The 22,483-nt window shown below is 71.9% G+C and carries 20 protein-coding genes; 19 read left to right on the top strand and 1 reads right to left on the bottom strand.

Annotated elements, in window-relative coordinates; all coding sequences use genetic code 11:
* The first annotated feature begins 62 nt into the window (after positions 1-62).
* The 5 genes from HF995_RS03525 (at position 63) to HF995_RS03505 (ending at position 5,639) form a co-directional block, all read left to right on the top strand.
* A complete protein-coding gene (locus HF995_RS03525) occupies positions 63-380 on the top strand; it encodes a DMT family transporter (RefSeq protein ID WP_168446391.1) in 318 nt (105 codons plus the stop codon).
* Positions 381-427: 47 nt separating this feature from the next.
* Complete coding sequence (locus HF995_RS03520) at positions 428-1,027, top strand: TetR/AcrR family transcriptional regulator (RefSeq protein ID WP_168446390.1); 600 nt, start codon at positions 428-430, stop codon at positions 1,025-1,027.
* A 60-nt stretch (positions 1,028-1,087) separates the two neighbouring features.
* A complete protein-coding gene (locus HF995_RS03515; protein ID WP_168446389.1) occupies positions 1,088-2,056 on the top strand; it encodes an o-succinylbenzoate synthase in 969 nt (322 codons plus the stop codon).
* Positions 2,053-3,897: a 2-succinyl-5-enolpyruvyl-6-hydroxy-3-cyclohexene-1-carboxylic-acid synthase gene (gene menD / locus HF995_RS03510; protein ID WP_168446388.1), complete on the top strand. Its 1,845-nt coding sequence runs from the start codon at positions 2,053-2,055 to the stop codon at positions 3,895-3,897. The genes HF995_RS03515 and menD overlap by 4 nt, the downstream gene beginning before the upstream one ends.
* Before the next feature lie 80 nt (positions 3,898-3,977).
* Positions 3,978-5,639 carry a S1C family serine protease gene (locus HF995_RS03505; RefSeq protein ID WP_210727066.1) on the top strand — a complete coding sequence of 554 codons (1,662 nt, stop codon included), beginning with the start codon at positions 3,978-3,980 and terminating at the stop codon, positions 5,637-5,639.
* A gap of 197 nt (positions 5,640-5,836) precedes the next feature.
* Here the strand turns inward: HF995_RS03505 and HF995_RS03500 are convergent, their stop codons facing one another.
* On the bottom strand, positions 5,837-7,135 hold the full coding sequence (locus HF995_RS03500; protein WP_168446387.1) for an isochorismate synthase: 1,299 nt from the start codon (positions 7,133-7,135) through the stop codon (positions 5,837-5,839).
* 82 nt (positions 7,136-7,217) lie between these two features.
* Between HF995_RS03500 and HF995_RS03495 the strand changes: the two genes are divergently transcribed.
* The 14 genes from HF995_RS03495 (at position 7,218) to nuoL (ending at position 22,476) form a co-directional block, all read left to right on the top strand.
* The gene (locus HF995_RS03495; protein WP_168446386.1) at positions 7,218-7,910 is read left to right on the top strand and encodes a demethylmenaquinone methyltransferase; all 693 of its coding nucleotides are present in this window, start codon (positions 7,218-7,220) and stop codon (positions 7,908-7,910) included.
* Between the two features lie 191 nt (positions 7,911-8,101).
* Positions 8,102-9,397: a geranylgeranyl reductase family protein gene (locus tag HF995_RS03490; RefSeq protein ID WP_168446385.1), complete on the top strand. Its 1,296-nt coding sequence runs from the start codon at positions 8,102-8,104 to the stop codon at positions 9,395-9,397.
* Between the two features lie 43 nt (positions 9,398-9,440).
* The gene (locus HF995_RS03485) at positions 9,441-9,803 is read left to right on the top strand and encodes an NADH-quinone oxidoreductase subunit A (protein ID WP_168446384.1); all 363 of its coding nucleotides are present in this window, start codon (positions 9,441-9,443) and stop codon (positions 9,801-9,803) included.
* Positions 9,804-9,870: 67 nt separating this feature from the next.
* Entirely contained in the window at positions 9,871-10,422 is a 552-nt protein-coding gene (locus HF995_RS03480; RefSeq protein WP_168446383.1) for a NuoB/complex I 20 kDa subunit family protein, read from the top strand.
* The gene (locus HF995_RS03475; protein ID WP_168446382.1) at positions 10,419-11,207 is read left to right on the top strand and encodes an NADH-quinone oxidoreductase subunit C; all 789 of its coding nucleotides are present in this window, start codon (positions 10,419-10,421) and stop codon (positions 11,205-11,207) included. Before HF995_RS03480 ends, HF995_RS03475 begins: the two co-directional genes overlap by 4 nt.
* The gene (locus HF995_RS03470; RefSeq protein WP_168446381.1) at positions 11,204-12,568 is read left to right on the top strand and encodes an NADH-quinone oxidoreductase subunit D; all 1,365 of its coding nucleotides are present in this window, start codon (positions 11,204-11,206) and stop codon (positions 12,566-12,568) included. The genes HF995_RS03475 and HF995_RS03470 overlap by 4 nt, the downstream gene beginning before the upstream one ends.
* Entirely contained in the window at positions 12,565-13,401 is an 837-nt protein-coding gene (gene nuoE / locus HF995_RS03465) for an NADH-quinone oxidoreductase subunit NuoE (RefSeq protein ID WP_168446380.1), read from the top strand. The genes HF995_RS03470 and nuoE overlap by 4 nt, the downstream gene beginning before the upstream one ends.
* Positions 13,398-14,735, top strand: a complete 1,338-nt coding sequence (nuoF, locus tag HF995_RS03460; RefSeq protein ID WP_168446379.1) for an NADH-quinone oxidoreductase subunit NuoF — start codon at positions 13,398-13,400, stop codon at positions 14,733-14,735. The genes nuoE and nuoF overlap by 4 nt, the downstream gene beginning before the upstream one ends.
* Positions 14,732-17,347 carry an NADH-quinone oxidoreductase subunit G gene (locus tag HF995_RS03455; protein ID WP_168446378.1) on the top strand — a complete coding sequence of 872 codons (2,616 nt, stop codon included), beginning with the start codon at positions 14,732-14,734 and terminating at the stop codon, positions 17,345-17,347. Before nuoF ends, HF995_RS03455 begins: the two co-directional genes overlap by 4 nt.
* Entirely contained in the window at positions 17,344-18,729 is a 1,386-nt protein-coding gene (nuoH, locus tag HF995_RS03450; RefSeq protein ID WP_168446377.1) for an NADH-quinone oxidoreductase subunit NuoH, read from the top strand. Before HF995_RS03455 ends, nuoH begins: the two co-directional genes overlap by 4 nt.
* Positions 18,722-19,372 carry an NADH-quinone oxidoreductase subunit NuoI gene (gene nuoI, locus HF995_RS03445; RefSeq protein WP_350308714.1) on the top strand — a complete coding sequence of 217 codons (651 nt, stop codon included), beginning with the start codon at positions 18,722-18,724 and terminating at the stop codon, positions 19,370-19,372. The genes nuoH and nuoI overlap by 8 nt, the downstream gene beginning before the upstream one ends.
* On the top strand, positions 19,369-20,193 hold the full coding sequence (locus tag HF995_RS03440) for an NADH-quinone oxidoreductase subunit J (protein WP_168446376.1): 825 nt from the start codon (positions 19,369-19,371) through the stop codon (positions 20,191-20,193). The genes nuoI and HF995_RS03440 overlap by 4 nt, the downstream gene beginning before the upstream one ends.
* Positions 20,193-20,492: an NADH-quinone oxidoreductase subunit NuoK gene (nuoK, locus tag HF995_RS03435; protein ID WP_168446375.1), complete on the top strand. Its 300-nt coding sequence runs from the start codon at positions 20,193-20,195 to the stop codon at positions 20,490-20,492. The genes HF995_RS03440 and nuoK overlap by 1 nt, the downstream gene beginning before the upstream one ends.
* Positions 20,493-20,499: 7 nt before the next feature.
* The gene (nuoL, locus tag HF995_RS03430) at positions 20,500-22,476 is read left to right on the top strand and encodes an NADH-quinone oxidoreductase subunit L (protein ID WP_168446374.1); all 1,977 of its coding nucleotides are present in this window, start codon (positions 20,500-20,502) and stop codon (positions 22,474-22,476) included.
* The last annotated feature ends 7 nt before the right edge of the window (positions 22,477-22,483 follow it).

Genomic DNA, 22,483 nt, shown 5'->3' with positions numbered 1-22,483 from the left:
TGGTACGCTCGTACCACTAACTAGGCGGGAAGGCCCGCTACCCGATCCCGAGGACCATCACCATGGCATGGGTCATCCTGATCATCTCCGGCATGCTCGAGGCCGGCTGGGCGCTGAGCCTGAAGGCCTCCGAGGGCTTCTCCCGCCTCTGGCCGAGCGTCACCTTCGTCGTCCTGCTCGCGCTGAGCATGGGCGGCCTCGCCATCGCCCTGCGCACCCTTCCCGTCGGCGTCGCGTACGCCGTCTGGACCGGTGTCGGCGCCTCGCTCACCGCGATCGTCGCGGTCGCCCTGTTCGACGAGCCGATGAGCGTCCTCAAGATCGTCTCCCTCGTGCTCATCGTGGCCGGTATCGTCGGGCTGAACCTCTCCGAGTCGTAGCCCCGACGACGCAGCCACGACGCCCGCCCGAGCCCTGAGGACGCCCCGTGCCGACAACGACGCCGACCGACACCGCGGACGCCCCGCGCCGCCGCGCCCGGGGTGAGGCGCGCCACGAGGCGCTCGTCGCTGCGGCGGCGGCGATCATCCGCGAGGAAGGTCCTGCCGCGCTCACGCACCGGAGCCTCGCCGCGCGCGCCGGCCTGCCGCTCGCGTCGACGACGTACTACTTCTCGTCCCTCGAGGAGATCCTCGAGGTGGGCGGCTCCGTCCTCGCCGAGTCCTGGGCGACGAACATCCGCGAGGTCCTCGACGACGCCGACGCGGTCGCGGCCGCGACCACGGGCCTGCGTCGCGCCGAGCTCATCACGCGCGCGCTCCTGCCCGAGGGGGACGACGCCGTCGTCCGCCACCACTACGAGCACCTCGTCAGCGCAGGCCGCACGCCCGCGCTCGCGCGCAGCTACGCGTCCGGCCGGCACCGCTTCGACGCCGCGATCGCCGACATGCTCCGCACCCTCGGCGTCGACCAGCCGCCCGCGCTCGTCCTCGCGGCCGTCGACGGCGGGGCCGTCGCCGCCCTCTCGGAAGGGCGTCCCGTGCGCCCGTACGTCGCGGCGCTGCTGGTGCGCCTCCTCGCGCGCTAGCCGCCTACCTCCGCACAAGGAGGCGGGGCGACGCCTCGCGGGGGCCTCTACGCTGGGCACGTGCACGTCTACTCGATCCCCCTGCGCACGCGCTTCCGCCGCATCGACGCGCGCGACGGCGTCCTCATCCGCGGCCGGGCCGGGTGGGCGGAGGTGTCCCCGTTCTGGGACTACGACGACGTCGAGTCGGCGGCCTGGCTGCGTGCGGCCCGCGAGGCCGCGACCGTGCCCAACCCGCCGCACGTCCGCGACCGCATCCCGGTCAACGTCACCGTCCCCGCGGTCGACGGCGAGCAGGCCCGGGCGATCGTCCTCGCGTCCGGCGGCTGCACGACGGCGAAGGTCAAGGTCGCCGAGCCCGGCCAGAGCGTCGACGACGAGATCGAGCGCCTCGAGGCCGTGCGTGACGCGCTCGGTCCGGGCGGGCGCATCCGCATCGACGCGAACGGCGGCTGGGACGTCGACACCGCGGTCGCACGCCTCGGAGTGCTCGACCGCGCGGCGGGCGGCCTCGAGTACGTCGAGCAGCCGTCCCCGACCGTCGCGGACCTCGCGGCGGTGCGCCGCCGCACCTCGGTCCCGGTCGCTGCCGACGAGTCGATCCGGCGCGCCGAGGACCCCTACGAGGTGAAGCGCCAGGACGCGGCAGACGTCGTCGTGCTCAAGGTGCAGCCGCTCGGCGGCGTGCGGGCGTGCCTCGACCTCGCTGCCGACATCGGTCTGCCGGTCGTCGTGTCCTCCGCGCTCGAGTCGTCGGTCGGCCTCGCGCAGGGGATCGCGCTCGCGGCCGCCCTCCCGGAGCTGCCGTACGCGTGCGGCCTCGCGACGGCGCACCTCCTCACGGACGACACGGTCGTGCGACCGCTCCTGCCGGTGGACGGCAGCATCGCGGTGCGGCGCCCGGTCGTGAGCCCCGCGGCGCTCGAGCGCACGCAGGCGCCCGACGACGTCGTACAGCGCTGGCGGGCACGGCTCGACCGGCTCGCCGACGTCCTCGACGCACCCGCCGACGAGCGGGCGGCCTGGTGAGCGGGGCCGCGAGCGAGGCGTCCGCCGTGCCCCCGGCGCTCGTGTCGGCCCGCGCGCTCGTCGCTGCTCTCGTGCGCCTCGGGGTGCGCGACGTCGTCCTCGCCCCCGGCTCGCGCTCGGCGCCGCTCGCGTACGCGGTCGCGGACGCGAGCGCACGCGGCGAGCTGACGCTGCACGTGCGGATCGACGAGCGTGACGCGGCGTTCCTCGCGCTCGGGATCGCGCGGGGACGGGCCCTCGACGCGCCTGTGGACCCGCGCGAGCCGCGCGTCGCGCCCGCGCCCGTCGCGGTCGTGACGACGTCCGGCACCGCGGTCGCGAACCTCCACCCTGCGGTCCTCGAGGCTGACCATGCGGGCGTCCCGCTCCTCCTCGTGACGGCCGACAGGCCGCACGAGCTGCGCGGTACGGGCGCGAACCAGACGACGGACCAGCGGGCGATCCTCGAGGGCGCGGCGCGCCTGACGGTCGACGTGCCCGCGCCGGACGGCCGTCCGGGGGAGGAGCGCGACGTCGTGCACGCGGCCGCGCGCGCTGTCGATGCCGCCCGCGGCGGCCGGTCCGGCCGCCCGGGGCCCGCGCACCTCAACGTCGCCTACCGGGACCCGCTCGCGCCGGCAGCGGACCTGGGCGAGCTGCCCGAGCCGGCCGACACGGACACGCTCGCCGCCTCGCCGGCGCTCGCGCGCCCGGCGCCGACCGTCCCTGACGTGCGTCCTGCGACGCGGTGCGACGTCGACCCGGCGCTCGACGTCGCGCTGCCCGCGGGGCGCACGGTCGTCGTCGCTGGCGACGGCGCAGGGCGGGTCGCGCGTGCTCTCGCGGAGGCGCGCGGCTGGCCGCTGCTCGCCGAGCCCGTCTCGGGCGCGGCCGGCGGGCCCGCCCTGGTGCACGTGCCGACGCAGGTGCTCGCGCACGGCGGCCTCGTCGACGAGGTGGAGCACGTCGTCGTGGTCGGCCGTGCGACCCTCGCCCGTCCGGTGCAGCGGCTGCTCGCGCGCGACGGTGTCGAGGTGGTCGTCGTGGCGACCGACGGCGGCCCGTGGCCCGACGCGGCGCGCAACGCGTCGGTCGTGCTGCCCGCGGTCCCCGCGGCCTGGCTCGAGCCAGGGCGACGGGACGACGCGTGGCTGGACCTCTGGACGCGCGCTGGTCGTGCTGCCGCGGCCGCGGTCGACGACGTCGCGTCGCTCGACGGGCCGGACACCGCAGCGCTCGTGTCGGCCCCTCAGGCCGTGCGTCTCCTCGCGGACGTGCTCACGCCCGACGACGTCCTCGTCGTCGGCTCGTCGAACCCTGTGCGGGACCTCGATCTCGTGCACCGGTGGGCCGAGCCGCCGGCGGTCGTCGCGAACCGGGGCCTCGCGGGGATCGACGGTCTCGTCGCGACCGCCACGGGCGTCGCGCTCGCACGCGCGTCCGTGGGCCAGCGCCGTCCCGTGCGTGCGGTCCTCGGTGACGTGACGTTCCTGCACGACGTCGGAGGGCTCCTCGGCGCGCCCGGTGAGCCTCGCCCGGAGCTTCAGGTCGTCGTCGTCAACGATGGTGGCGGCTCGATCTTCGCGGGGCTCGAGCACGGTGAGCTCGCGCGGGTGTCGGCGCGTCGGGCCGAGGTGTTCGAGCGCGTGTTCTCGACCCCGCACTCGGTCGACCTGGGCGCGCTGTGCGCCGCCTACGGTGTGCGGCACGTGCGTGCGACGACGCCGGGGGAGGTGCGCGCGGCGCTCGCGGCGCCCCCGGAGGGTACGAGCGTGCTCGAGGTCGTCGTCGACCGGGCCGGGCGACGGGACGCAGCGGCGGCGGTAGCTGGGGCGGTGAGGGCTGCGCTCGCAACCCGCTGATAGTCACAGCAGACTTTCAGGAAGGTTCGAGGAACGCTCCAGGCACCTCTGTTGAGATGGGTCTACCCGAGGAGGTCACCATGAACGACAACATCACCGAGCCCGTCCCCGCAGCGCCCCAGCCCGGCCCTCAGCAGGGCCGCACCCCTGGCGAGCGCCCTGACGCGTCGGCCCCCGCCACGGCACCGCTCCCCGCGGCGCCGAAGCCTGCCGGCCCCGGCCCCGGCCCTGTGCCCGCGCCGCCGTCAGCCACCGCGGCGTTCGCGTCCCCGAGCGGCGCGGCAGCGGGCCAGCAGGCGCCGGCCCCCGCGCCCGGCCCGTACACGACGTCCGCGCCCTACGCGCAGTCCGCACCCCACGCGCCGTCGGCCCACGCTCCCGGCACGGGCCAGGGCTACCCGCAGGTCCAGCAGCCCTACGGCGGTGGGCGCCCCGGCGCCGGCGCGCCCGGCGGCCCGACCACGCCTGGCGGCCCGACGGCGCCCGGCTCCGCGTTCGCCCCGCAGCAGCAGGCCCGCAAGAAGCGCCTGTGGCCCGCGGTCGTGTCGACCGCCGCCGTGACCGCGCTCCTCGTCGGAGGCGGCACCGCCGCCCTGACGACGTCGCTCCTCGACGACAACGCGACCGGGACGAGCCAGAGCTCGGGGGTCGGACGGCTCGGCCAGACGAGCCCCGTCTCCGTCGACTCGGTCACGCCTGCCGCGTGGGAGTCGGTCGCGGCCGCGGTCGCGCCCACGGTCGTGGCGATCGACGTCACCACGGCGTCGGGCGAGGGGCAGGGCTCGGGCGTCATCTACGACACGAGCGGGCACATCCTCACGAACAACCACGTGGTCGCCGGTGCACGCGACGACAAGGTCACCGTCACGCTCTCGGACGGCAGGCTCTACGACGCCACCATCGTCGGCCTCGACTCGTCGACGGACCTCGCGGTCGTCAAGATCGTCGACCCGCCCAGCGACCTGGCCGCCGCGACGTTCGCCGACTCTGACGGGGTCGTGGTGGGCAACGCCGTCATGGCCGTCGGCAACCCGCTCGGCCTTGCGAACACCGTGACGACGGGCATCGTGTCCGCCGTCGCGCGGCCCGTGACGACGGCAGGCGAAGGGAACACCGAGTCGCCCGTCGTGACGAACGCGCTCCAGATCGACGCTGCCGTCAACCCCGGCAACTCGGGCGGCCCGCTGTTCGACGCGCAGGGCCGCGTCATCGGCATCACGTCGTCGATCGCGACGCTCTCGTCGGGTGCGTCGCAGTCGGGATCGATCGGCCTCGGCTTCGCGATCCCGTCGAACCTGGCGAAGTCCGTCGGTGACCAGCTCATCGCGAACGGCGTCGCGGAGCACGCCTTCCTGGGCGTGACCCTCTCCGACGCGACGGCGACGGCCGACGGCGTGACGCGCCGTGGCGCGCTCGTCGTCGAGGTCACGGACGGCTCCGCGGCGGCGAAGGCGGGCATCCAGAAGGACGACGTCGTCGTCGCGATCGACGGCGAGGCCGTCACGGGCTACGAGTTCCTCACCGCCGCGGTGCGCGAGCGTGTCGAGGGCGACGAGGCGACGCTGACGATCGTGCGCGGCGGCACGTCGATGGACGTGACGGTGACGCTCGCGGCCCGTCCGGCGGAGCAGACGTCGAACGATCAGCAGCCGAGCACGCCTGGTCGAGAGGGTCAGCAGACGCCGCCCGAGGGGATGACCCCCGAGCAGCTCTGGGAATACTTCTACGGCAACGAGCGTTAGGCCGCACTACGAGAAGATCTCCTCGTTCGTGTCGTTCCCTGTCGACGCGAACGAGGTAGGCCGAGCAGCGGTTACCCCTGGCCGCGCGCTCGCCTGGGAGGCGCTTCGGCGCCTCGACGAAGGGCCGGTACACCTCCGGGTGCTCCCGGCCCTTCGTGCTGTCCGGGGCCAGGTGGTGCTGCGGGGCGTGGGACGCGTCAGCCGCCGAGCGCGTAACGCATCGGCTCGAGCTTGGCCTCGGTCTCCGCGAGCTCGTCAGCGGGGACGGACGCAGCGACGATCCCGCAGCCGGCGAACAGGCGCAGCTCGTGCGACCCGGCGTCGTCCTGCGTGGGCGCGATCTCTGCGGAGCGCAGCGCGATGCCCCACTCGCCGTCGCCGTCGGCGCCGACCCAGCCGACCGGTCCCGCGTAGCGGGCGCGGTCGAGCTGCTCGATGTGACGGATGAGATCGCGCGCGTCGTCGGTCGGGGTGCCGCACACGGCGGCGGTCGGGTGCAGGGCGCCCGCGAGCGTCAGGGACGAGACGCCGTCGGCGAGGACGCCCGTGACGTCGGTCGCGAGGTGGAGAACGTTGGGCAGGTGCAGGACGAACGGGGTCTCGGGCACGTTCGTCGACGCGCAGAACGGTTCGAGGGAGCGTGCGACCGACGTGACCGCGTACTCGTGCTCCTCGAGGTCCTTCGACGAGTGGGAGAGCTGTGCGGCGCGGGCGAGGTCGTCGGCGTCGTGCCCCGTGCGCCGCACGGTGCCCGCGAGGACGCGGGAGATGACGAGGCCGCGCTCGGAGCGGACGAGCAGCTCGGGCGTCGCGCCGACGAGGCCGTCGACGGAGAACGTCCAGCACGTCGAGTACTCGTCCGCGAGGCGTCCGAGCAGCCAGCGCGGGTCGACGGGAGCGGTGGTGCGGGCATGGACGTCGCGCGCGAGGACGACCTTGTCGACGGTCCCGGCGTGGATCTCCTTGACCGCCCGGGCGACGACGTCGCACCACGCCTCGCGCGTGAGCGAGCCGTCGGAGAGCGTGACGGTGCCAGGCCCGGTGACCGGTTCCGCGGCGCCCGCGAGCAGGTCGGCGCGGCGCGGTGGCGCTGCGGGGACCTCGTCGTCGGGAGTGATCGTGGTGACCCAGGCGGCGTCGCCGCGGCGACCGACGACGATGGCAGGGACGACGAGCGCGCCGCCCGCCGGGGAGGCGGGGTCGAACGCGAACGAACCGAACGCGACCGGGCCCGTCCCGGGCATGCGGACGGCGTCGTCGATCTCCGTGCGGCCCAGCAGCTCCGCCCATGCGGCGTGCGCGACGTCGAGCTGTGCGGCGCCGTCGACCTCGATGCGGGCGGCCTCGCCCCAGCCGACGAGCCCGTCGCCGCGCCGGACCCAGCTCAGGGGTGCGTGCCGCGGCAGGAGGTCGAGGAGCGCGGCGGGGTCGGAGGTGGCGTCCGGCAGGGCGAGCGGGGTGGTCCGCGCGACGAGACGCTGTGGTGCCTGGATCATGGTCCGTCCAGCCTATGCGGCGCGAGGCCGCCGCAGTGCCGGGCGCGACGTGGTCGCCGTCACGAACGCCTAGGGTGGGAGCATGTCGCGCGCAAGCCTGGAGAAGAAGCCACACGAGGTCGCCTCGATGTTCGACGGGATCGCCCGTCGTTACGACCTGACGAACGACATCCTGTCGCTCGGGCAGGACCGCGCCTGGCGGCGTGCCACGACCGAGGCCGTGGGGGCGTTCCCGGGCGAGCGCGTCCTGGACCTCGCGGCGGGGACCGGCACGTCGAGCGAGCCGTTCGCCGACGAGGGGGTGCGCGTCGTCCCGTGCGACTTCTCGTTCGGGATGCTGCAGGTCGGCAAGAAGCGTCGGCCGGACCTCTCGTTCACGGCTGGCGATGCGACAAGGCTGCCGTTCGCAGACGAGAGCTTTGACGCGGTGACGATCTCGTTCGGGCTGCGCAACGTCGTCGACACGGTCGGTGCGCTGCGCGAGATGCTCCGGGTCGTGCGCCCGGGGGGCCGGATCGTGGTGTGCGAGTTCTCGTCGCCGACGTGGAAGCCGTTCCGGACGGTCTACGAGGAGTATCTGATGCGGGCGCTGCCGAAGATCGCGGCGGCCGTGACGAAGGACGGCGGCTCGTACGAGTACCTCGCGGAGTCGATCCGTGAGTGGCCCGACCAGCGCGGCCTGGCGGAGCTCATGCAGGAGGCCGGCTGGCGCTCCGTGTCCTACCGGAATCTCACGGGGGGGATCGCCGCGCTGCACCGTGCGTTCCGACCGTGAGCGGGGCAGGCTGGGGCAGGAGGGTTATACCCGGTACTAGCCGTGTGTCGCGGGTCCTTGGTCCCAGCGTTTGCTGACGCGCTGAGGTTTACCTTGGCAGACATGGCCTTGGGGCCGGGATACAGTGAAGCAGGCGCCTTGTGAGAGCATTCACAAGGTTCTAGGTCCCACGAAGACGAGGGTGCGCAGGCATGGTGAACAGGCGTGACGACGACGCGGACGTGATCGTCGTCGGTGCGGGTCCCGCTGGGGCCACCGCCGCCCACTATTGCGCCCAGGCCGGGCTCTCCGTCATCGTCCTCGAGAAGGCACGCTTCCCTCGCGACAAGATCTGCGGCGACGGCCTGACGCCGCGTGCCGTCTCCGAGCTCGTCACGATGGGCGTGCCCATCCGTGAGCAGGACGGATGGATCCGCAACCAGGGCCTGCGCGTCATCGGCGGCGGCCACCGCCTCGAGCTCCCGTGGCCCGAGCTCGCGTCCTACCCGTCCTACGGCATGGCACGTGCCCGCATGTCCTTCGACCAGCTCCTCGCCGAGCACGCCCGCAGCACGGGCGCCAAGATCCTCGAGGGCATGAACGTCACCGGTCCTGTGCTCGACGAGCGCACGGGCCGTGTCGTCGGCGTCACCGCCCGCCCGGTCGACGAGCAGGGGCGCCGCGCAGGCGAGGAGCAGACGTTCCGCGCGCCCGTCGTCGTCGCTGCCGACGGTGTCTCCGCCCGCCTCGCGACCGCGCTCGGCATCGAGAAGCGCAACGACCGCCCCATGGGCGTCGCCGTCCGCACGTACTTCGAGTCGCCGCGCCACGACGACGCCTGGATGGAGTCGCACCTCGAGCTGTGGGAGGGCAAGCCGAACGAGTCCGCGCTGCTGCCCGGCTACGGCTGGATCTTCGCGCTCGGCGACGGCACCGTAAACGTCGGTCTCGGCTCGGTGTCCTCGAGCGCCGCAGCGACCAAGATCGACTACAAGCAGCTCTTCGCCACGTGGATGCGCAACGTCCCCGAGGAGTGGGGCTTCACGGAGGAGAACCAGCGCGGCAAGGTCCGCGGCGCTGCCCTCCCGATGGCCTTCAACCGCAAGCCGATCTACGACCGTGGCCTCATGCTCGTCGGCGACGCCGGCGGCATGGTGTCCCCGTTCAACGGCGAGGGCATCGCGTACGCGATGCAGGCCGCGCGCGTCGCCGCCGACACGATCGCCCAGTCCCGCGCCCGCACGACGGCGTCGTCGCGCGAGGCCGCCCTGCGCCGGTATCCCGAGATCATGCGTCAGGACCTCGGCGGTTACTACACGCTCGGCAAGTACTTCGTGAAGCTCATCGAGCACCCGCAGGTCATGCGCCTGTGCACCCGGTACGGGCTGCCGCGGCCGCTGCTCATGAAGTTCACGGTCAAACTCCTCTCCGACTGCTACGAGCCGCGCGGAGGAGACCTCGTCGACCGGGTCATCTCCGGCCTCACGAAGATCGTCCCGGCAGCATGACCGCCACCCCGACAACGACGTCCGCTCCCTACGGAGGCACGCGATGACCAACCCGTACGTTCCCCTGCTCTTCCTCATGGGGATCGCTCTCGTGCTGACCATCGGCGGTGTCGCCGCGTCGGCGCTCATCGGCCCCAAGCGCTACAACCGCGCGAAGCTCGACGCGTACGAGTGCGGCATCGAGCCGACCCCGCACGCGGTCGGCGGCGGCCGGTTCCCGATCAAGTACTACCTGGTCGCGATGACGTTCATCATCTTCGACATCGAGGTCGTCTTCCTCTACCCGTGGGCCGTCGACTTCTCGACGCTCGCGGTGTTCGGGCTCGTGGCGGTCCTCGCGTTCCTCGTGATGATCACCGTGCCCTTCGTCTACGAGTGGCGCCGGGGCGGGTTCGAGTGGGACTGACGGACGTGGCAGGACGACGCAGGACAGGCCGCCTGGACGGCGCACGTGGACGTGTGAGGAGAGAACGATGAGCAAGGAGACAGCGCCCTCAGGGTTCCTGCTGACGACCGTCGAGGAGTTCGCCGGCTGGTCGCGCAAGGCGTCGCTGTGGCCGGTGACGTTCGGCCTCGCCTGCTGCGCGATCGAGATGATGGCTGCCGGCACCTCGCGCTTCGACCTGTCGCGGTTCGGCATGGAGGTGTTTCGCGCCTCGCCGCGCCAGGCCGACCTCATGATCGTCGCCGGCCGCGTCTCCCAGAAGATGGCCCCGGTCGTGCGTCAGGTCTACGACCAGATGCCCGAGCCCAAGTGGGTCCTGTCGATGGGCGTGTGCGCGTCGTCGGGAGGCATGTTCAACAACTACGCGATCGTCCAGGGCGTCGACCACGTCGTCCCGGTCGACATCTACCTCCCCGGCTGCCCCCCGCGGCCGGAGATGCTGATCAACGCGATCCTCGAGCTGCACAAGCAGATCCAGGGCGAGCCGCTGCTGAAGCACCGCCGCGACATCGTCAAGGCGGTCGAGGCCGCCGCGCTCGAGGCGACCCCCACGCACCAGATGAAGGGCCTGCTGCGATGAGCGACGTGACGCGTTCCGACGACGGGATGAGCGCCGACGTGACGCGCTCCGAGACGACGCCCGGGGACGTGACCCCGGGCGGCGACGTGAAGGTCCCGCTCCAGCCGGGCACCCTGCGCGGCGCCGACGTGGTCGAGGAGCGTCGCGGCCTGTTCGGGATCCACGGCTCCGGCGACACGTCGGGCTTCGGCGGCCTCGTCCGCCCGGTCGCGATGCCGGGGTCGAGCGCCCGCCCCTACGGCGGCTGGTTCGACGAGGTCGTCGACGTGCTCGTCGAGGTCCTCGAGGAGAAGGAGCCGGGTCTCGCGGCGAAGGCGCTCGCCGCCGTCGTCGTCGACCGCGATGAGCTCACGCTCGAGATCAACCGCGAACAGCTCGTGACCGTGTTCCAGGCGCTCCGCGACGACCAGGACCTGCGCTTCGAGCTCAGCCTCGGCGTCTCGGGCGTGCACTACCCGGAGGCGACGGGCCGCGAGCTGCGCGCCGTCTACCACCTGACGTCGGTGACGCACTCGCGCTCCCTGCGCGTCGAGGTCGCGGCGCCCGACGCCGACCCGCACATCCCCTCGACCGTCTCGGTCTACCCGACGAACGACTGGCACGAGCGCGAGACGTGGGACTTCTTCGGGATCATCTTCGACGGCCACCCGTCGCTCGCCCGCATCGAGATGCCCGACGACTGGCCCGGTCACCCGCAGCGCAAGGACTACCCGCTCGGCGGCATCGAGGTCGAGTACAAGGGCGCCACCATCCCGTCGCCGGACACGAGGAGGTCCTACTCATGAGCACCGCACCCTCTGCGGCACCGCACGCGACCCGCGACGCAGGTGCGCCCGGGACCGACGGCGACATCCCCACCTTCGAGGCGTACGGCGACGGCGACTGGTCCGACATCGCCGAGGAGGCGCTCCGGCTCGGCGAGGAGCGCATCGTCGTCAACATGGGGCCTCAGCACCCGTCGACGCACGGCGTGCTGCGCCTCATGCTCGAGATCGACGGTGAGACCGTCACCGAGGCCCGCGCGGGGATCGGCTACCTGCACACGGGCATCGAGAAGAACATGGAGTTCCGCACCTGGACCCAGGGCGTGACCTACTGCACGCGCATGGACTACCTCGCGCCGTTCTTCCAGGAGGTCGCGTTCTGCCTCGGCGTCGAGAAGCTCCTCGGCATCACCGACGACATCCCCGAGCGTGCGAGCGTCATCCGCGTGCTCCTCATGGAGCTCAACCGCATCTCGTCCCACCTCATCTGCCTCGGCACCGGTGGCAACGAGATGGGCGCGACGACGATCATGACGACCGCCTTCACCGCGCGCGAGGAGATCCTGCGGATCTTCGAGGCGATCACGGGCCTGCGCATGAACCACGGGTTCGTGCGTCCCGGTGGTGTCCCGCTCGACCTCCCGCCGGGCGTGATCCCCGAGATCCGCGCGGCGAACAAGACGGTCGCGAAGTACCTCGGCCAGCTGAGCGACCTCATGATGGCGAACCCCATCTTCAAGGGCCGCCTCGTGGGCGTCGGGCACCTCAACCTCGCGGCGTGCATGGGCCTCGGCATGACCGGCCCCGTGCTCCGCTCGACCGGCCTGCCGTACGACGTGCGCAAGGCGAAGCCGTACTGCGGCTACGAGACGTACGACTTCGACGTGCCGACGAGCACCGGCGCCGACGCGTACGACCGCGTCGCGCTGCGCTTCCAGGAGTGCTACGAGTCGCTCAAGATCGTCGAGCAGGCGCTCGTGCGCCTCGAGAACCTCGGGCCCGGCCCGGTCATGGTCGCCGACAAGAAGATCGCCTGGCCCGGCCAGCTCGCGGTCCTCGGGGACGGCCAGGGCAACTCCCTCGACCACATCAAGGAGATCATGGGCACCTCGATGGAGTCCCTGATCCACCACTTCAAGATCGTCACGGAGGGCTTCCGGGTCCCGGCCGGCCAGGTGTGGCAGTCCGTCGAGGCGCCGCGCGGCGAGCTCGGCGTCCACCTCGTGTCCGACGGCGGGACGCGCCCCTACCGCGCACACTTCCGCGACCCGTCCTTCAACAACCTGCAGGCCGTCTCGATGATGTGCGAGGGCGGCCAGCTCGCCGACGTCGTCGTCGCCGTCGCCTCGATCGACCCGGTGCTCGGAGGAGTGGACCGATGACCCAGACCGGATACGCACCCGACGTGCGCACGCGCCTCGACGAGGACGCGGCGCAGATCGTCGCCCGCTACCCGCAGGCGCGCTCGGCGCTCCTGCCGCTGCTGCACCTCGTGCAGTCCCAGGACGGCTACGTGTCGCGGCACGGCATCGAGTTCTGCGCCGAGACGCTCGGCCTGACGACGGCGTCCGTGTCGGCGGTCGCGACGTTCTACACGCAGTACAAGCGCCGGCCCAACGGCGAGTTCACGGTCGGCGTCTGCACCAACACCCTGTGCGCGATCATGGGCGGCGACGAGATCTTCGAGCGCCTGAGCGAGCGCCTCGGTGTGGGGCACGACGAGACGACGACGGACGGCAAGATCACGCTCGAGCGCGTCGAGTGCAACGCGGCGTGCGACTACGCGCCCGTGATGATGATCAACTGGGAGTTCTTCGACAACCAGACGCCCGAGTCGGCCGCCGCGGTCGTCGACGCGATCCTCGCCGGTGAGGACGTCCGGCCGTCGCGCGGCCCCGACGTCGTCCAGCCGTTCAAGGACGTGTCCCGCACCCTCGCGGGCTTCCTCGACGAGCACGCCGACGAGGGCCCGGCCGCGGGGCCTGCGAGCCTCGCCGGCCTCGAGGTCGCGCGCGAGCAGGGCTGGTCCGCACCGTCCTTCGACGCGGCTGAGCGCGCCGCCACCGCCGAGGACGCCACGACGACGCCGGACGCCGCAGCAGCGCAGTCCGCGCCGCAGACCGGCGGCGAGCAGTCGTCCGCCGAGCGCAAGCCCACCACGGAGGCGGACGTCACCCCCGATGGTCCCGAGTCCGAGCCCGAGGAGAAGCGATGACCACGCTCACCCCCGTCCTCACGGCGAGCTGGGGCGACGAGAAGCCCTGGCAGATCGACTCGTACACCCGCTCCGGCGGGTACGAGGCGCTCCGCACGGCCCTGGCCACGGACCCCGCCGAGCTCGTGCAGCTCGTCAAGGACTCCGGCCTGCGCGGCCGAGGCGGCGCAGGGTTCCCGACCGGCATGAAGTGGGGCTTCCTGCCCGCTCCTGACGGCGGCCCCCGCTACCTCGTCGTCAACGCCGACGAGTCCGAGCCGGGCACGTGCAAGGACATCCCGCTGATGCTCGCGAACCCGCACGTCCTCGTCGAGGGTGTCGCGATCACGAGCTACGCGATCGGCTGCCACCACGCGTTCATCTACGTGCGCGGCGAGGTCGTGCACGTCTACCGCCGTCTCCTCAAGGCGGTCGCGGACGCGTACGCCGCGGGCCACCTCGGCAAGAACATCCACGGCACCGGCTACGACCTCGACGTCACCGTGCACGCGGGCGCGGGCGCCTACATCTGCGGCGAGGAGACCGCGCTCCTCGACTCGCTCGAGGGCCGCCGCGGCCAACCGCGCCTCAAGCCGCCGTTCCCCGCCGTGGCGGGCCTGTACGCCCGCCCGACGGTCGTCAACAACGTCGAGTCCGTGGCGTCCGTCCCCGCGATCGTCCGGGGCGGCTCCGACTGGTTCCGGGCGATGGGCACGGAGCGTTCGACCGGCCATGGCATCTTCTCGCTCTCGGGCCACGTCGAGCGGCCCGGCCAGTACGAGGCGCCGCTCGGCATCACGCTGCGCGAGCTCCTCGAGATGGCGGGCGGCATCCGCAAGGGCCACGAGCTGAAGTTCTGGACCCCGGGCGGCTCGTCCACACCGATCTTCACGGCCGAGCACCTCGACGTCCCGCTCGACTACGAGTCGGTCGGTGCGGCCGGCTCGATGCTCGGCACGCGCGCCCTGCAGATCTTCGACGAGACGACGTCGGTCGTGCGGGCCGTGTCCCGCTGGACCGACTTCTACGCGCACGAGTCCTGCGGCAAGTGCACGCCGTGCCGCGAGGGCACGTACTGGCTCAAGCAGATCCTGCAGCGGCTCGTCGACGGCAAGGGCCAGCAGGGCGACATCGAGACGCTGCTCGACCTGTGCGACAACATCCTCGGCCGCGCGTTCTGCGCGCTCGGTGACGGCGCGACGTCGTGCGTCACCTCCGCGATCCAGTACTTCCGTGAGGAGTTCGAGGCAGGCATGACGTCGCCCGCGAGCGAGCTGTTCCCGCCGCAGCGCTCCGCGCTGTTCGACTACACCCCGCGCCGTTCCGGCGCCGCAGCAGGGGCGGTGCACGCATGACCACCACGACGGACAAGACCGCAGGCGCCGACGCCGTGCCGGTCGACCCGAACCTCGTCACCCTGACGATCGACGGCGTCGAGACGTCCGTGCCGAAGGGCACGCTCATCATCCGCGCGGCGGAGGAGATCGGGATCGCGATCCCGCGCTTCTGCGACCACCCGCTGCTCAAGCCGGTCGGCGCGTGCCGCCAGTGCCTCGTCGACGTGGCGATGCCGGACCGTGAGGGCAACGTCCGCCCGATGCCGAAGCCGCAGCCGTCGTGCGCGATGGAGGTCGCCCCCGGCATGGTCGTCGGGACGCAGCACTCCTCGCCCGTCGCGGACAAGGCGCAGCACGGCGTGATGGAGCTCCTGCTCATCAACCACCCGCTCGACTGCCCGACGTGCGACAAGGGCGGCGAGTGCCCGCTGCAGAACCAGGCGATGAGCAACGGCCGTCCGACGAGCCGGTTCATCGACATCAAGCGCACGTTCCCCAAGCCGATCAAGATCTCGACGCAGATCCTCCTCGACCGGGAGCGCTGCATCCTGTGCCAGCGCTGCACGCGCTTCACCCGCGAGATCGCGGGTGACGCGTTCATCGACCTGCAGAAGCGCGGTGCGCGCCAGCAGATCGGCACGTTCGACGAGCGCATCCTCGGCTTCGAGCCGACCGAGACGGCCGACGGCGGCCCGACGGTCGGCGCTGCCCACGAGGACGAGTCCGGTCGCCCGTTCGCGTCGTACTGGTCGGGCAACACGGTGCAGATCTGCCCGGTCGGCGCGCTCACGAGCGCGGCCTACCGCTTCCGTTCGCGCCCGTTCGACCTGGTCTCGACCGAGTCCGTCGCCGAGCACGACGCGAACGGCTCCGCCATCCGCATCGACCACCGCCGCGGCGCCGTCATGCGTCGCCTCGCGGCGGACGACCCGGTCGTCAACGAGGAGTGGATCAGCGACAAGGACCGTTTCGCGTTCCGCTGGCAGACCGCTCCGGACCGCCTGACCACCCCGCTCGTGCGCGACCGCGCCGCGGACGGCTCGCGCGGCGAGCTGCGCCCCGCGTCGTGGGTCGAGGCGTTCGAGGTCGCGGGCAAGGCGCTGGCCGCCGCACGCGACGCCGGCGGCGTCGGCGTGCTGCCCGGTGGCCGTCTGACGATCGAGGACGCGTATGCGTACGGCAAGCTCGCGCGCGTCGCCCTCGGCACGAACGACGTCGACCACCGTGCCCGTCCCGCCTCCGACGAGGAGGAGGGCTTCCTCGCTCACGCCGTCGCCGGCCGTGGCATCGACGTGACGCTCGGCGACCTCGAGAAGGCGCCCGCGGTCCTGCTCGTCGGGCTCGAGCCCGAGGAGGAGGGCGGCATCGTCTTCCTGCGGCTGCGCAAGGGCACGCAGGCGGGTCGCACGACCGTGCACGCTGTCGCGCCGTTCGCGACGCGCGGCATCGAGCGTCTCGACGGCAGCCTCGTCAAGGCTGCGCCGGGCACCGAGGGCGAGATCCTCGCAGCGCTCGCCGACGGCGTCCCGTCGGACGCGGACGCAGCGATCGTGGCCGCGTCGCAGGCCGTGCGCACCGAGGGCGCGATCGTCCTCGTGGGCGAGCGCCTCGCAGGTGTCCCCGGTGCGTTGTCCGCGGCACTGCGGCTGAGCACGGCGACGGGAGCGCGTCTCGCGTGGGTCCCGCGCCGTATCGGCGAGCGTGCGGGTGTCGAGCTCGGCACCCTGCCGAGCCTCCTGCCGGGCGGCCGCCCGGTGGCCGACGCCGCGGCACGCGTCGACATGGCCGCCCACTGGGGCGTCGCACAGCTCCCGGAGACGGCGGGCCGCAACGCCGAGCAGATCCTCACGGCGCTCGCCGACGGCACCCTGCGGGGTGCGATCGTCGGTGGCGTCGAGCTCGCTGACCTGCCCGACCCGCAGGCGGCGCGCGACGCGCTCGCCGCAGCAGACGTCGTCGTGTCCCTCGAGGTCCGTCGCAGCGAGGTCACCGATCTCGCGGACGTCGTCCTGCCGGTGGCTCCGCCGCAGGAGAAGGCGGGCGCCTTCTGGAACTGGGAGGGCCGCGTCCGCGTCTTCCGCCAGGCGCTCGACTCCCACTTCATGCCCGACCACCGCGTGCTCGACTCGCTCGCCCGCGAGATGGGCGTCGACCTCGGGCTCGCGACGGGCGAGCAGGTCCGCAAGGAGATCGACACGCTCGGCCTCTGGGACGGCACCCGCGTCGAGGCTCCGGCCGTCGAGACGGCCGAGCCGCCCGCGGTTGCGCCCGGCACCGCGGTCCTCTCGACGTGGCGCCTGCAGCTCGACTCGGGGCGCGGCCAGGACGGCGAGCCCTACCTCGCCGGCACCGCGCGCCGCGCCGTCGCACGCCTGTCCGCGGCGACCGCGGAGGCCGCAGGCATCGCCGAGGGCGCGCTCGTGCGCGTCTCGACCGACCGCGGCGCGATCGAGCTGCCGGTCGTGCGGACGGACATGCCGGACCACGTGGTCTGGTTGCCCACCCGGTCCGGCACGAGCGCCGTGCGCGACGCGCTCGGCGCCGACTCAGGCAGCCTCGTCGCGATCGCCGCGGTCCCCGCGGCGACCGGCGTGGACGAACCTCAGCACGACGACGTGGAGGCACGATGAGCGCGCTCCTGCTGCCGACGGCCACCCCCGCTGTCCCGGGGATCGCCGCGGACTTCAGCAACGACAACCCCTGGGTGTACCTCGTCAAGGCGGTGCTGATCATCGTCTTCCTGCTGCTCAGCGTCCTCATGGCGCTGTGGTTCGAGCGGCGCCTCGTCGGCCGCATGCAGGTGCGCCCGGGACCGAACGTGCACGGCCCGTTCGGTCTGTTCCAGGCGCTCGCCGACGCGATGAAGCTCCTCATGAAGGAGGACATCACGGTCCGCGCCGCGGACAAGATCGTCTACCTCATCGCGCCGATGATCTCGGTGTTCTGCTCGCTCATGGTCTACGCGGTCATCCCGTTCGGGCCTGAGGTGCGCATCCCGTTCACGGACTTCTGGACCCCCGCCCAGCTCACCGACTTCCCGGTCGCCGTGCTGTACATCCTCGCGGTCGCTGCGATCGGCGTGTACGGGATCGTCCTCGGTGGCTGGTCGTCGGGCTCGACGTACCCGCTGCTCGGTGGTGTCCGCTCGACGGCCCAGGTGATCTCCTACGAGCTCGCGATGGGTCTCTCGCTCGCGTCGGTGTTCCTGCTCGCCGGCTCGATGTCGACGTCGCAGATCGTCACCAACCAGGAGCGCATCTGGTACGCGCTGCCGCTGCTGCCGTCGTTCGTCCTCTACATCATCTCGATGATCGGTGAGACGAACCGACTCCCGTTCGACCTCCCCGAGGCCGAGGGCGAGCTCGTGTCGGGCTACATGACCGAGTACTCGTCGATGAAGTTCGCGTGGTTCTTCCTCGCGGAGTACATCAACATGCTCAACGTGTCCGCGGTCGCCACGACGCTGTTCTTCGGCGGTTGGCAGGCGCCGTGGCCGCTCACCGAGATCAACGACGGCATGTTCAACACCGGCTGGTGGCCCGTCCTGTGGTTCATCATCAAGGTCTGGATCTTCATGTTCGTCTTCGTGTGGGTGCGCGGCACGCTGCTGCGCTTCCGCTACGACCAGTTCATGAAGCTCGGCTGGAAGGTGCTCATCCCGGTCGCGCTCGGCTGGACGACCCTCGTCGCGATCTACCAGGGCTTCTCGCAGTTCTCGACGATCTCCAACCGCACGTTCATCTACTTCTTCCTCGGCATCGCGGTCGTCGCGCTCCTGCTCGGGTTCGTCATCCCCGAGAAGAAGCCCGCGCCTGCAGCAGCCGAGGAGACGGAGCCGTTCGACGCGTTCGCCGCCGGCTACCCGGTCCCGCCGCTACCGGGCCAGAAGCTGCCGCCGTCACCGCGTGCCGCTCGCCGCGCTGCGGCCGCCACGGCGGCTGCGACGACGGTGATCGAGGCGGCGCCCGCTGCCGATACCAGCACGACGACGGAGGGAGACCCCGGTGAGTGACCTCAGCCCCAAGCCCAAGGGTCCGCTGGGCGAGCTGCTCGCCCCGGTCGCGGGCTTCGGCGTGACGTTCTCGAACCTGTTCCGGCCCACCGTGACCGAGCAGTACCCGTTCGAGAAGGTCCCTACGAAGCCGCGCTTCCACGGCCGCCACCAGCTCAACCGGTATGCGGACGGCCTCGAGAAGTGCATCGGCTGCGAGCTGTGCGCGTGGGCGTGCCCCGCGGACGCTATCTACGTCGAGGGCGCCGACAACGCCGACCTGCCCGACGGCGCGCACGTGTCGCCCGGCGAGCGATACGGCCGCGTCTACCAGATCAACTATCTGCGCTGCATCTTCTGCGGTCTGTGCATCGAGGCGTGCCCGACGCGTGCGCTCACGATGACGAACGAGTACGAGCTCGCAGGCCCGACCCGCGCCGGGATGATCTTCGAGAAGGAGGACCTGCTCGCCCCGCTGCGCGAGGGCATGCTGAACGGTCCGCACCCGATGGTCGAGGGCACCGAGGACACGAACTACTACCGGGGCGAGGTCACGGCGCCCACCGCGGCGCAGGTCGCGTGGGTCCGCGAGCACCGTCCCGACGAGCCGACGCTCGAGACCGCGAAGCCGGCCGACGTCGCCACGGACGGAGGGGCACGATGACCACGTCGACCGGGGAGGCAGTGCTCTTCTGGGTGCTCGGCCCCCTCATGGTGATCGCGGCCCTCGGCCTCGTGTTCGCCCGCAAGGCGGTGTACGCGGCCCTGTCGATGATCTTCGTGATGATCGGGCTCGCGGTGCTCTACCTCGCGAACGAGGCGGAGTTCCTGGGCATCGTGCAGATCGTCGTCTACACGGGCGCGGTCATGATGCTCTTCGTCTTCGTGCTCATGCTCGTCGGTGTCGACGCGTCGACGTCGGCCGTCGAGACGATCCGCGGCCAGCGCTGGATCGGCGGCCTCCTCGGCATCGGGCTCGGCGCGCTGCTGATCTCCGTGATCTCCCGCGCGACGTTCGCTCCCGCAGCGGGCCTCCAAGGGGCCAACAGCGAGACGAACCCGGTCGGGATCGCCCGCGTCCTCATGAGCGACTTCGTGTTCGCGATCGAGGTCGTCGCGGCGCTGCTCGTCACGGCCGCGCTCGCCGCGCTCGTGCTCACGCACCGCCGTCGCCTGACCCGCAAGGTCGGTCAGGCCGAGCGCGCCGACGCGCGCGTCGCGGCGGGCCAGCACCTGGTCAACCTGCCGGCTCCCGGCGTGTACGCACGGCACAACGCGATGGACGTCCCTGCGCTCGACCCGTACGGGAACCCGATCGAGGCGTCGGTCTCGCGCGTCCTGCGCATCCGCGGCCAGGAGCAGGGGCTCTCGACCCAGGTCACGACGCTCATCGGGTCGGGCGACCTGCCCGCGGCGATCGCGGCGGGCGCCGAGGGCGAGAACGAGAGCGCCACGCCTGGCGCAGAGCGGGACGGGGACGCCTGATGGAGCTCACCAACTACCTGTACCTCGCGGCGGTGCTCTTCGCGATCGGCGCGATCACCGTGCTCACGCGGCGCAGCGCGATCATCGCGTTCATGGGCGTCGAGCTCATGCTGAACGCCGCCAACCTGACGTTCGTGACGTTCGCGCGCATGCACGGGGACCTCACCGGCCAGGTCGTCGCCTTCTTCGTGATGGTCGTCGCGGCCGCAGAGGTCGTCGTCGGCCTCGCGATCATCGTGGCGATCTTCCGCACCCGTAAGTCGTCCTCGGTCGACGACGTGAACCTGCTGAAGGGCTGAGGCGACGATGCTGACCTTGCTCCCGTTCCCGGCGCAGTCCACCGCGTTCGTCGAGGGTTCCGCCCAGGCGGCCAGCGGCGCGGTGCAGACCAGCGCCTGGTTGCTCGTGGCGATCCCGCTGCTGAGCGCCGGCATCTTGCTCGTGCTCGGCCGTCGCTCCGACCGCTGGGGTCACTGGCTCGGGCTGCTCGCCTCGGTCGCGACGTTCGTGCTGGGGGCCTCGCTCCTCGTGAGCCTCCTCGGGTACCCGGCCGCGGACCGTGTCCGCGACCTCGAGCTCTTCGACTGGATCTCGACGTCCGACCTGTCGCTCGCGGCAGGCCTGCGGATCGACCCGCTGTCGCTCACGTTCGTCCTGCTCGTGACGTTCGTCGGCTCCCTGATCCACCTGTACTCGGTGGCGTACATGGAGCACGACGAGAACCGGCGGCGGTTCTTCGCCTACCTGAACCTGTTCGTCGCGGCGATGCTCCTGCTCGTCCTCGCGGACTCGTACCTCCTGCTGTTCGTCGGCTGGGAGGGCGTGGGTCTCGCGTCGTACCTGCTCATCGGGTTCTGGAACCACGTCCCGAGCTACGCGACGGCCGCCAAGAAGGCGTTCATCATGAACCGCGTGGCGGACGTCGGCATGATCGTGGCGCTCATGCTCATGTTCGCGACGTTCGGTGGCGTCGACTTCGTGACGGTGTTCGACGGCGCGCCGAGCGCGTCCGAGGGACAGCTCACCGCGATCGGGCTGATGCTCCTCCTCGCCGCGTGCGGCAAGTCGGCGCAGTTCCCGCTGCAGGCCTGGCTCGGCGACGCGATGGCCGGCCCGACGCCGGTCTCCGCGCTCATCCACGCCGCAACCATGGTCACGGCCGGCGTCTACCTGATCGTGCGCTCCGCGCCCGTGTTCAACCTCGCGCCGACGGCTCTGCTCGTCGTCGCGATCGTCGGTGCCGTGACGCTCCTGTTCGGGGCGATCGTCGGTTGCGCGAAGGACGACATCAAGAAGACGCTCGCCGCGTCGACCATGTCGCAGATCGGCTACATGATGCTCGCCGCGGGCCTCGGCCCGATCGGCTACGCGTTCGCGATCTTCCACCTGCTGACGCACGGGTTCTTCAAGGCCGGCATGTTCCTCGGTGCCGGCTCGGTCATGCACGGCATGAACGACCAGGTCGACATGCGTCGCTTCGGCGGGCTGTCCGCGTACATGAAGATCACGTGGATCACGTTCGGTCTCGGCTGGCTCGCGATCCTCGGCGTCCCGCCCTTCTCGGGCTTCTGGTCGAAGGACAAGATCATCGAGTCGGCGTTCGTCGGTGACGGCTGGCAGCCGTGGGTCTTCGGCACGGTCGCCCTGCTCGGCGCGGGCATCACGGCGTTCTACATGTCGCGCCTGTTCTTCATGACGTTCCACGGCAAGAAGCGGTGGACGAGCGAGAAGGAGGGCACGGGCCCGGACCAGCACCCGCACGAGTCGCCTGCGCTCATGACCGCGCCGATGATCCTGCTCGCGGTCGGTTCCGTGGCCCTGGGTGGCCTGCTCACGATCGGCAACGCCTTCGTCGGCTGGCTCGAGCCGGTCACCGGGCACGTCGAGCACCACGCGCCGGTGCTCCCGGTCCCCGTGATCATGGTCGCGACCCTCGTCCTCGTGCTCGCCGGTGCGTTCCTCGCGTGGCGCCAGTACGCGGCGGCGACCGTCCCGGTCGAGGCTCCGCGCGGATCCCTGCTCACGCGGGCGGCCCGCAAGGACCTCTACCAGGACACGGTCAACGAGTCGCTCGTGATGCGCCCCGGCCAGTACCTGACAAGGTCGCTCGTCTACGGTGACCGCACGCTCGTCGACTCGACCTTCACAGGGCTGGGCCGCGGCTCCTCGGGGCTGGGTCGGGCGCTGCGCGCCCTGCAGAACGGATATGTCCGCTCCTACGCTGCCGAGATGCTCGCCGGGGTCCTCGTGATCGCCGTCGTCGTCCTGGCCGTGCAGGGCTGAGAGGGAC

The sequence above is a fragment of the Sanguibacter hominis ATCC BAA-789 genome, assembly GCF_012396185.1.
Classification (GTDB): domain Bacteria; phylum Actinomycetota; class Actinomycetes; order Actinomycetales; family Cellulomonadaceae; genus Flavimobilis; species Flavimobilis hominis.
The sequence above is the reverse complement of the archived record's forward strand: the minus strand, read 5'-3'. Positions and strand labels throughout refer to the sequence as shown.

Coding starts and splice junctions, on each gene's coding strand:
- HF995_RS03525 (WP_168446391.1), top strand. CDS start 63: ATGGCATGGGTCATCCTGATCATCTCCGGCATGCTCGAGGCCGGCTGG.
- HF995_RS03505 (WP_210727066.1), top strand. CDS start 3,978: ATGAACGACAACATCACCGAGCCCGTCCCCGCAGCGCCCCAGCCCGGC.
- HF995_RS03500 (WP_168446387.1), bottom strand. CDS start 7,135: ATGATCCAGGCACCACAGCGTCTCGTCGCGCGGACCACCCCGCTCGCC.
- HF995_RS03495 (WP_168446386.1), top strand. CDS start 7,218: ATGTCGCGCGCAAGCCTGGAGAAGAAGCCACACGAGGTCGCCTCGATG.
- HF995_RS03490 (WP_168446385.1), top strand. CDS start 8,102: ATGGTGAACAGGCGTGACGACGACGCGGACGTGATCGTCGTCGGTGCG.
- HF995_RS03485 (WP_168446384.1), top strand. CDS start 9,441: ATGACCAACCCGTACGTTCCCCTGCTCTTCCTCATGGGGATCGCTCTC.
- HF995_RS03480 (WP_168446383.1), top strand. CDS start 9,871: ATGAGCAAGGAGACAGCGCCCTCAGGGTTCCTGCTGACGACCGTCGAG.
- HF995_RS03475 (WP_168446382.1), top strand. CDS start 10,419: ATGAGCGACGTGACGCGTTCCGACGACGGGATGAGCGCCGACGTGACG.
- HF995_RS03470 (WP_168446381.1), top strand. CDS start 11,204: ATGAGCACCGCACCCTCTGCGGCACCGCACGCGACCCGCGACGCAGGT.
- nuoE (WP_168446380.1), top strand. CDS start 12,565: ATGACCCAGACCGGATACGCACCCGACGTGCGCACGCGCCTCGACGAG.
- nuoF (WP_168446379.1), top strand. CDS start 13,398: ATGACCACGCTCACCCCCGTCCTCACGGCGAGCTGGGGCGACGAGAAG.
- HF995_RS03455 (WP_168446378.1), top strand. CDS start 14,732: ATGACCACCACGACGGACAAGACCGCAGGCGCCGACGCCGTGCCGGTC.
- nuoH (WP_168446377.1), top strand. CDS start 17,344: ATGAGCGCGCTCCTGCTGCCGACGGCCACCCCCGCTGTCCCGGGGATC.
- HF995_RS03440 (WP_168446376.1), top strand. CDS start 19,369: ATGACCACGTCGACCGGGGAGGCAGTGCTCTTCTGGGTGCTCGGCCCC.
- nuoK (WP_168446375.1), top strand. CDS start 20,193: ATGGAGCTCACCAACTACCTGTACCTCGCGGCGGTGCTCTTCGCGATC.
- nuoL (WP_168446374.1), top strand. CDS start 20,500: ATGCTGACCTTGCTCCCGTTCCCGGCGCAGTCCACCGCGTTCGTCGAG.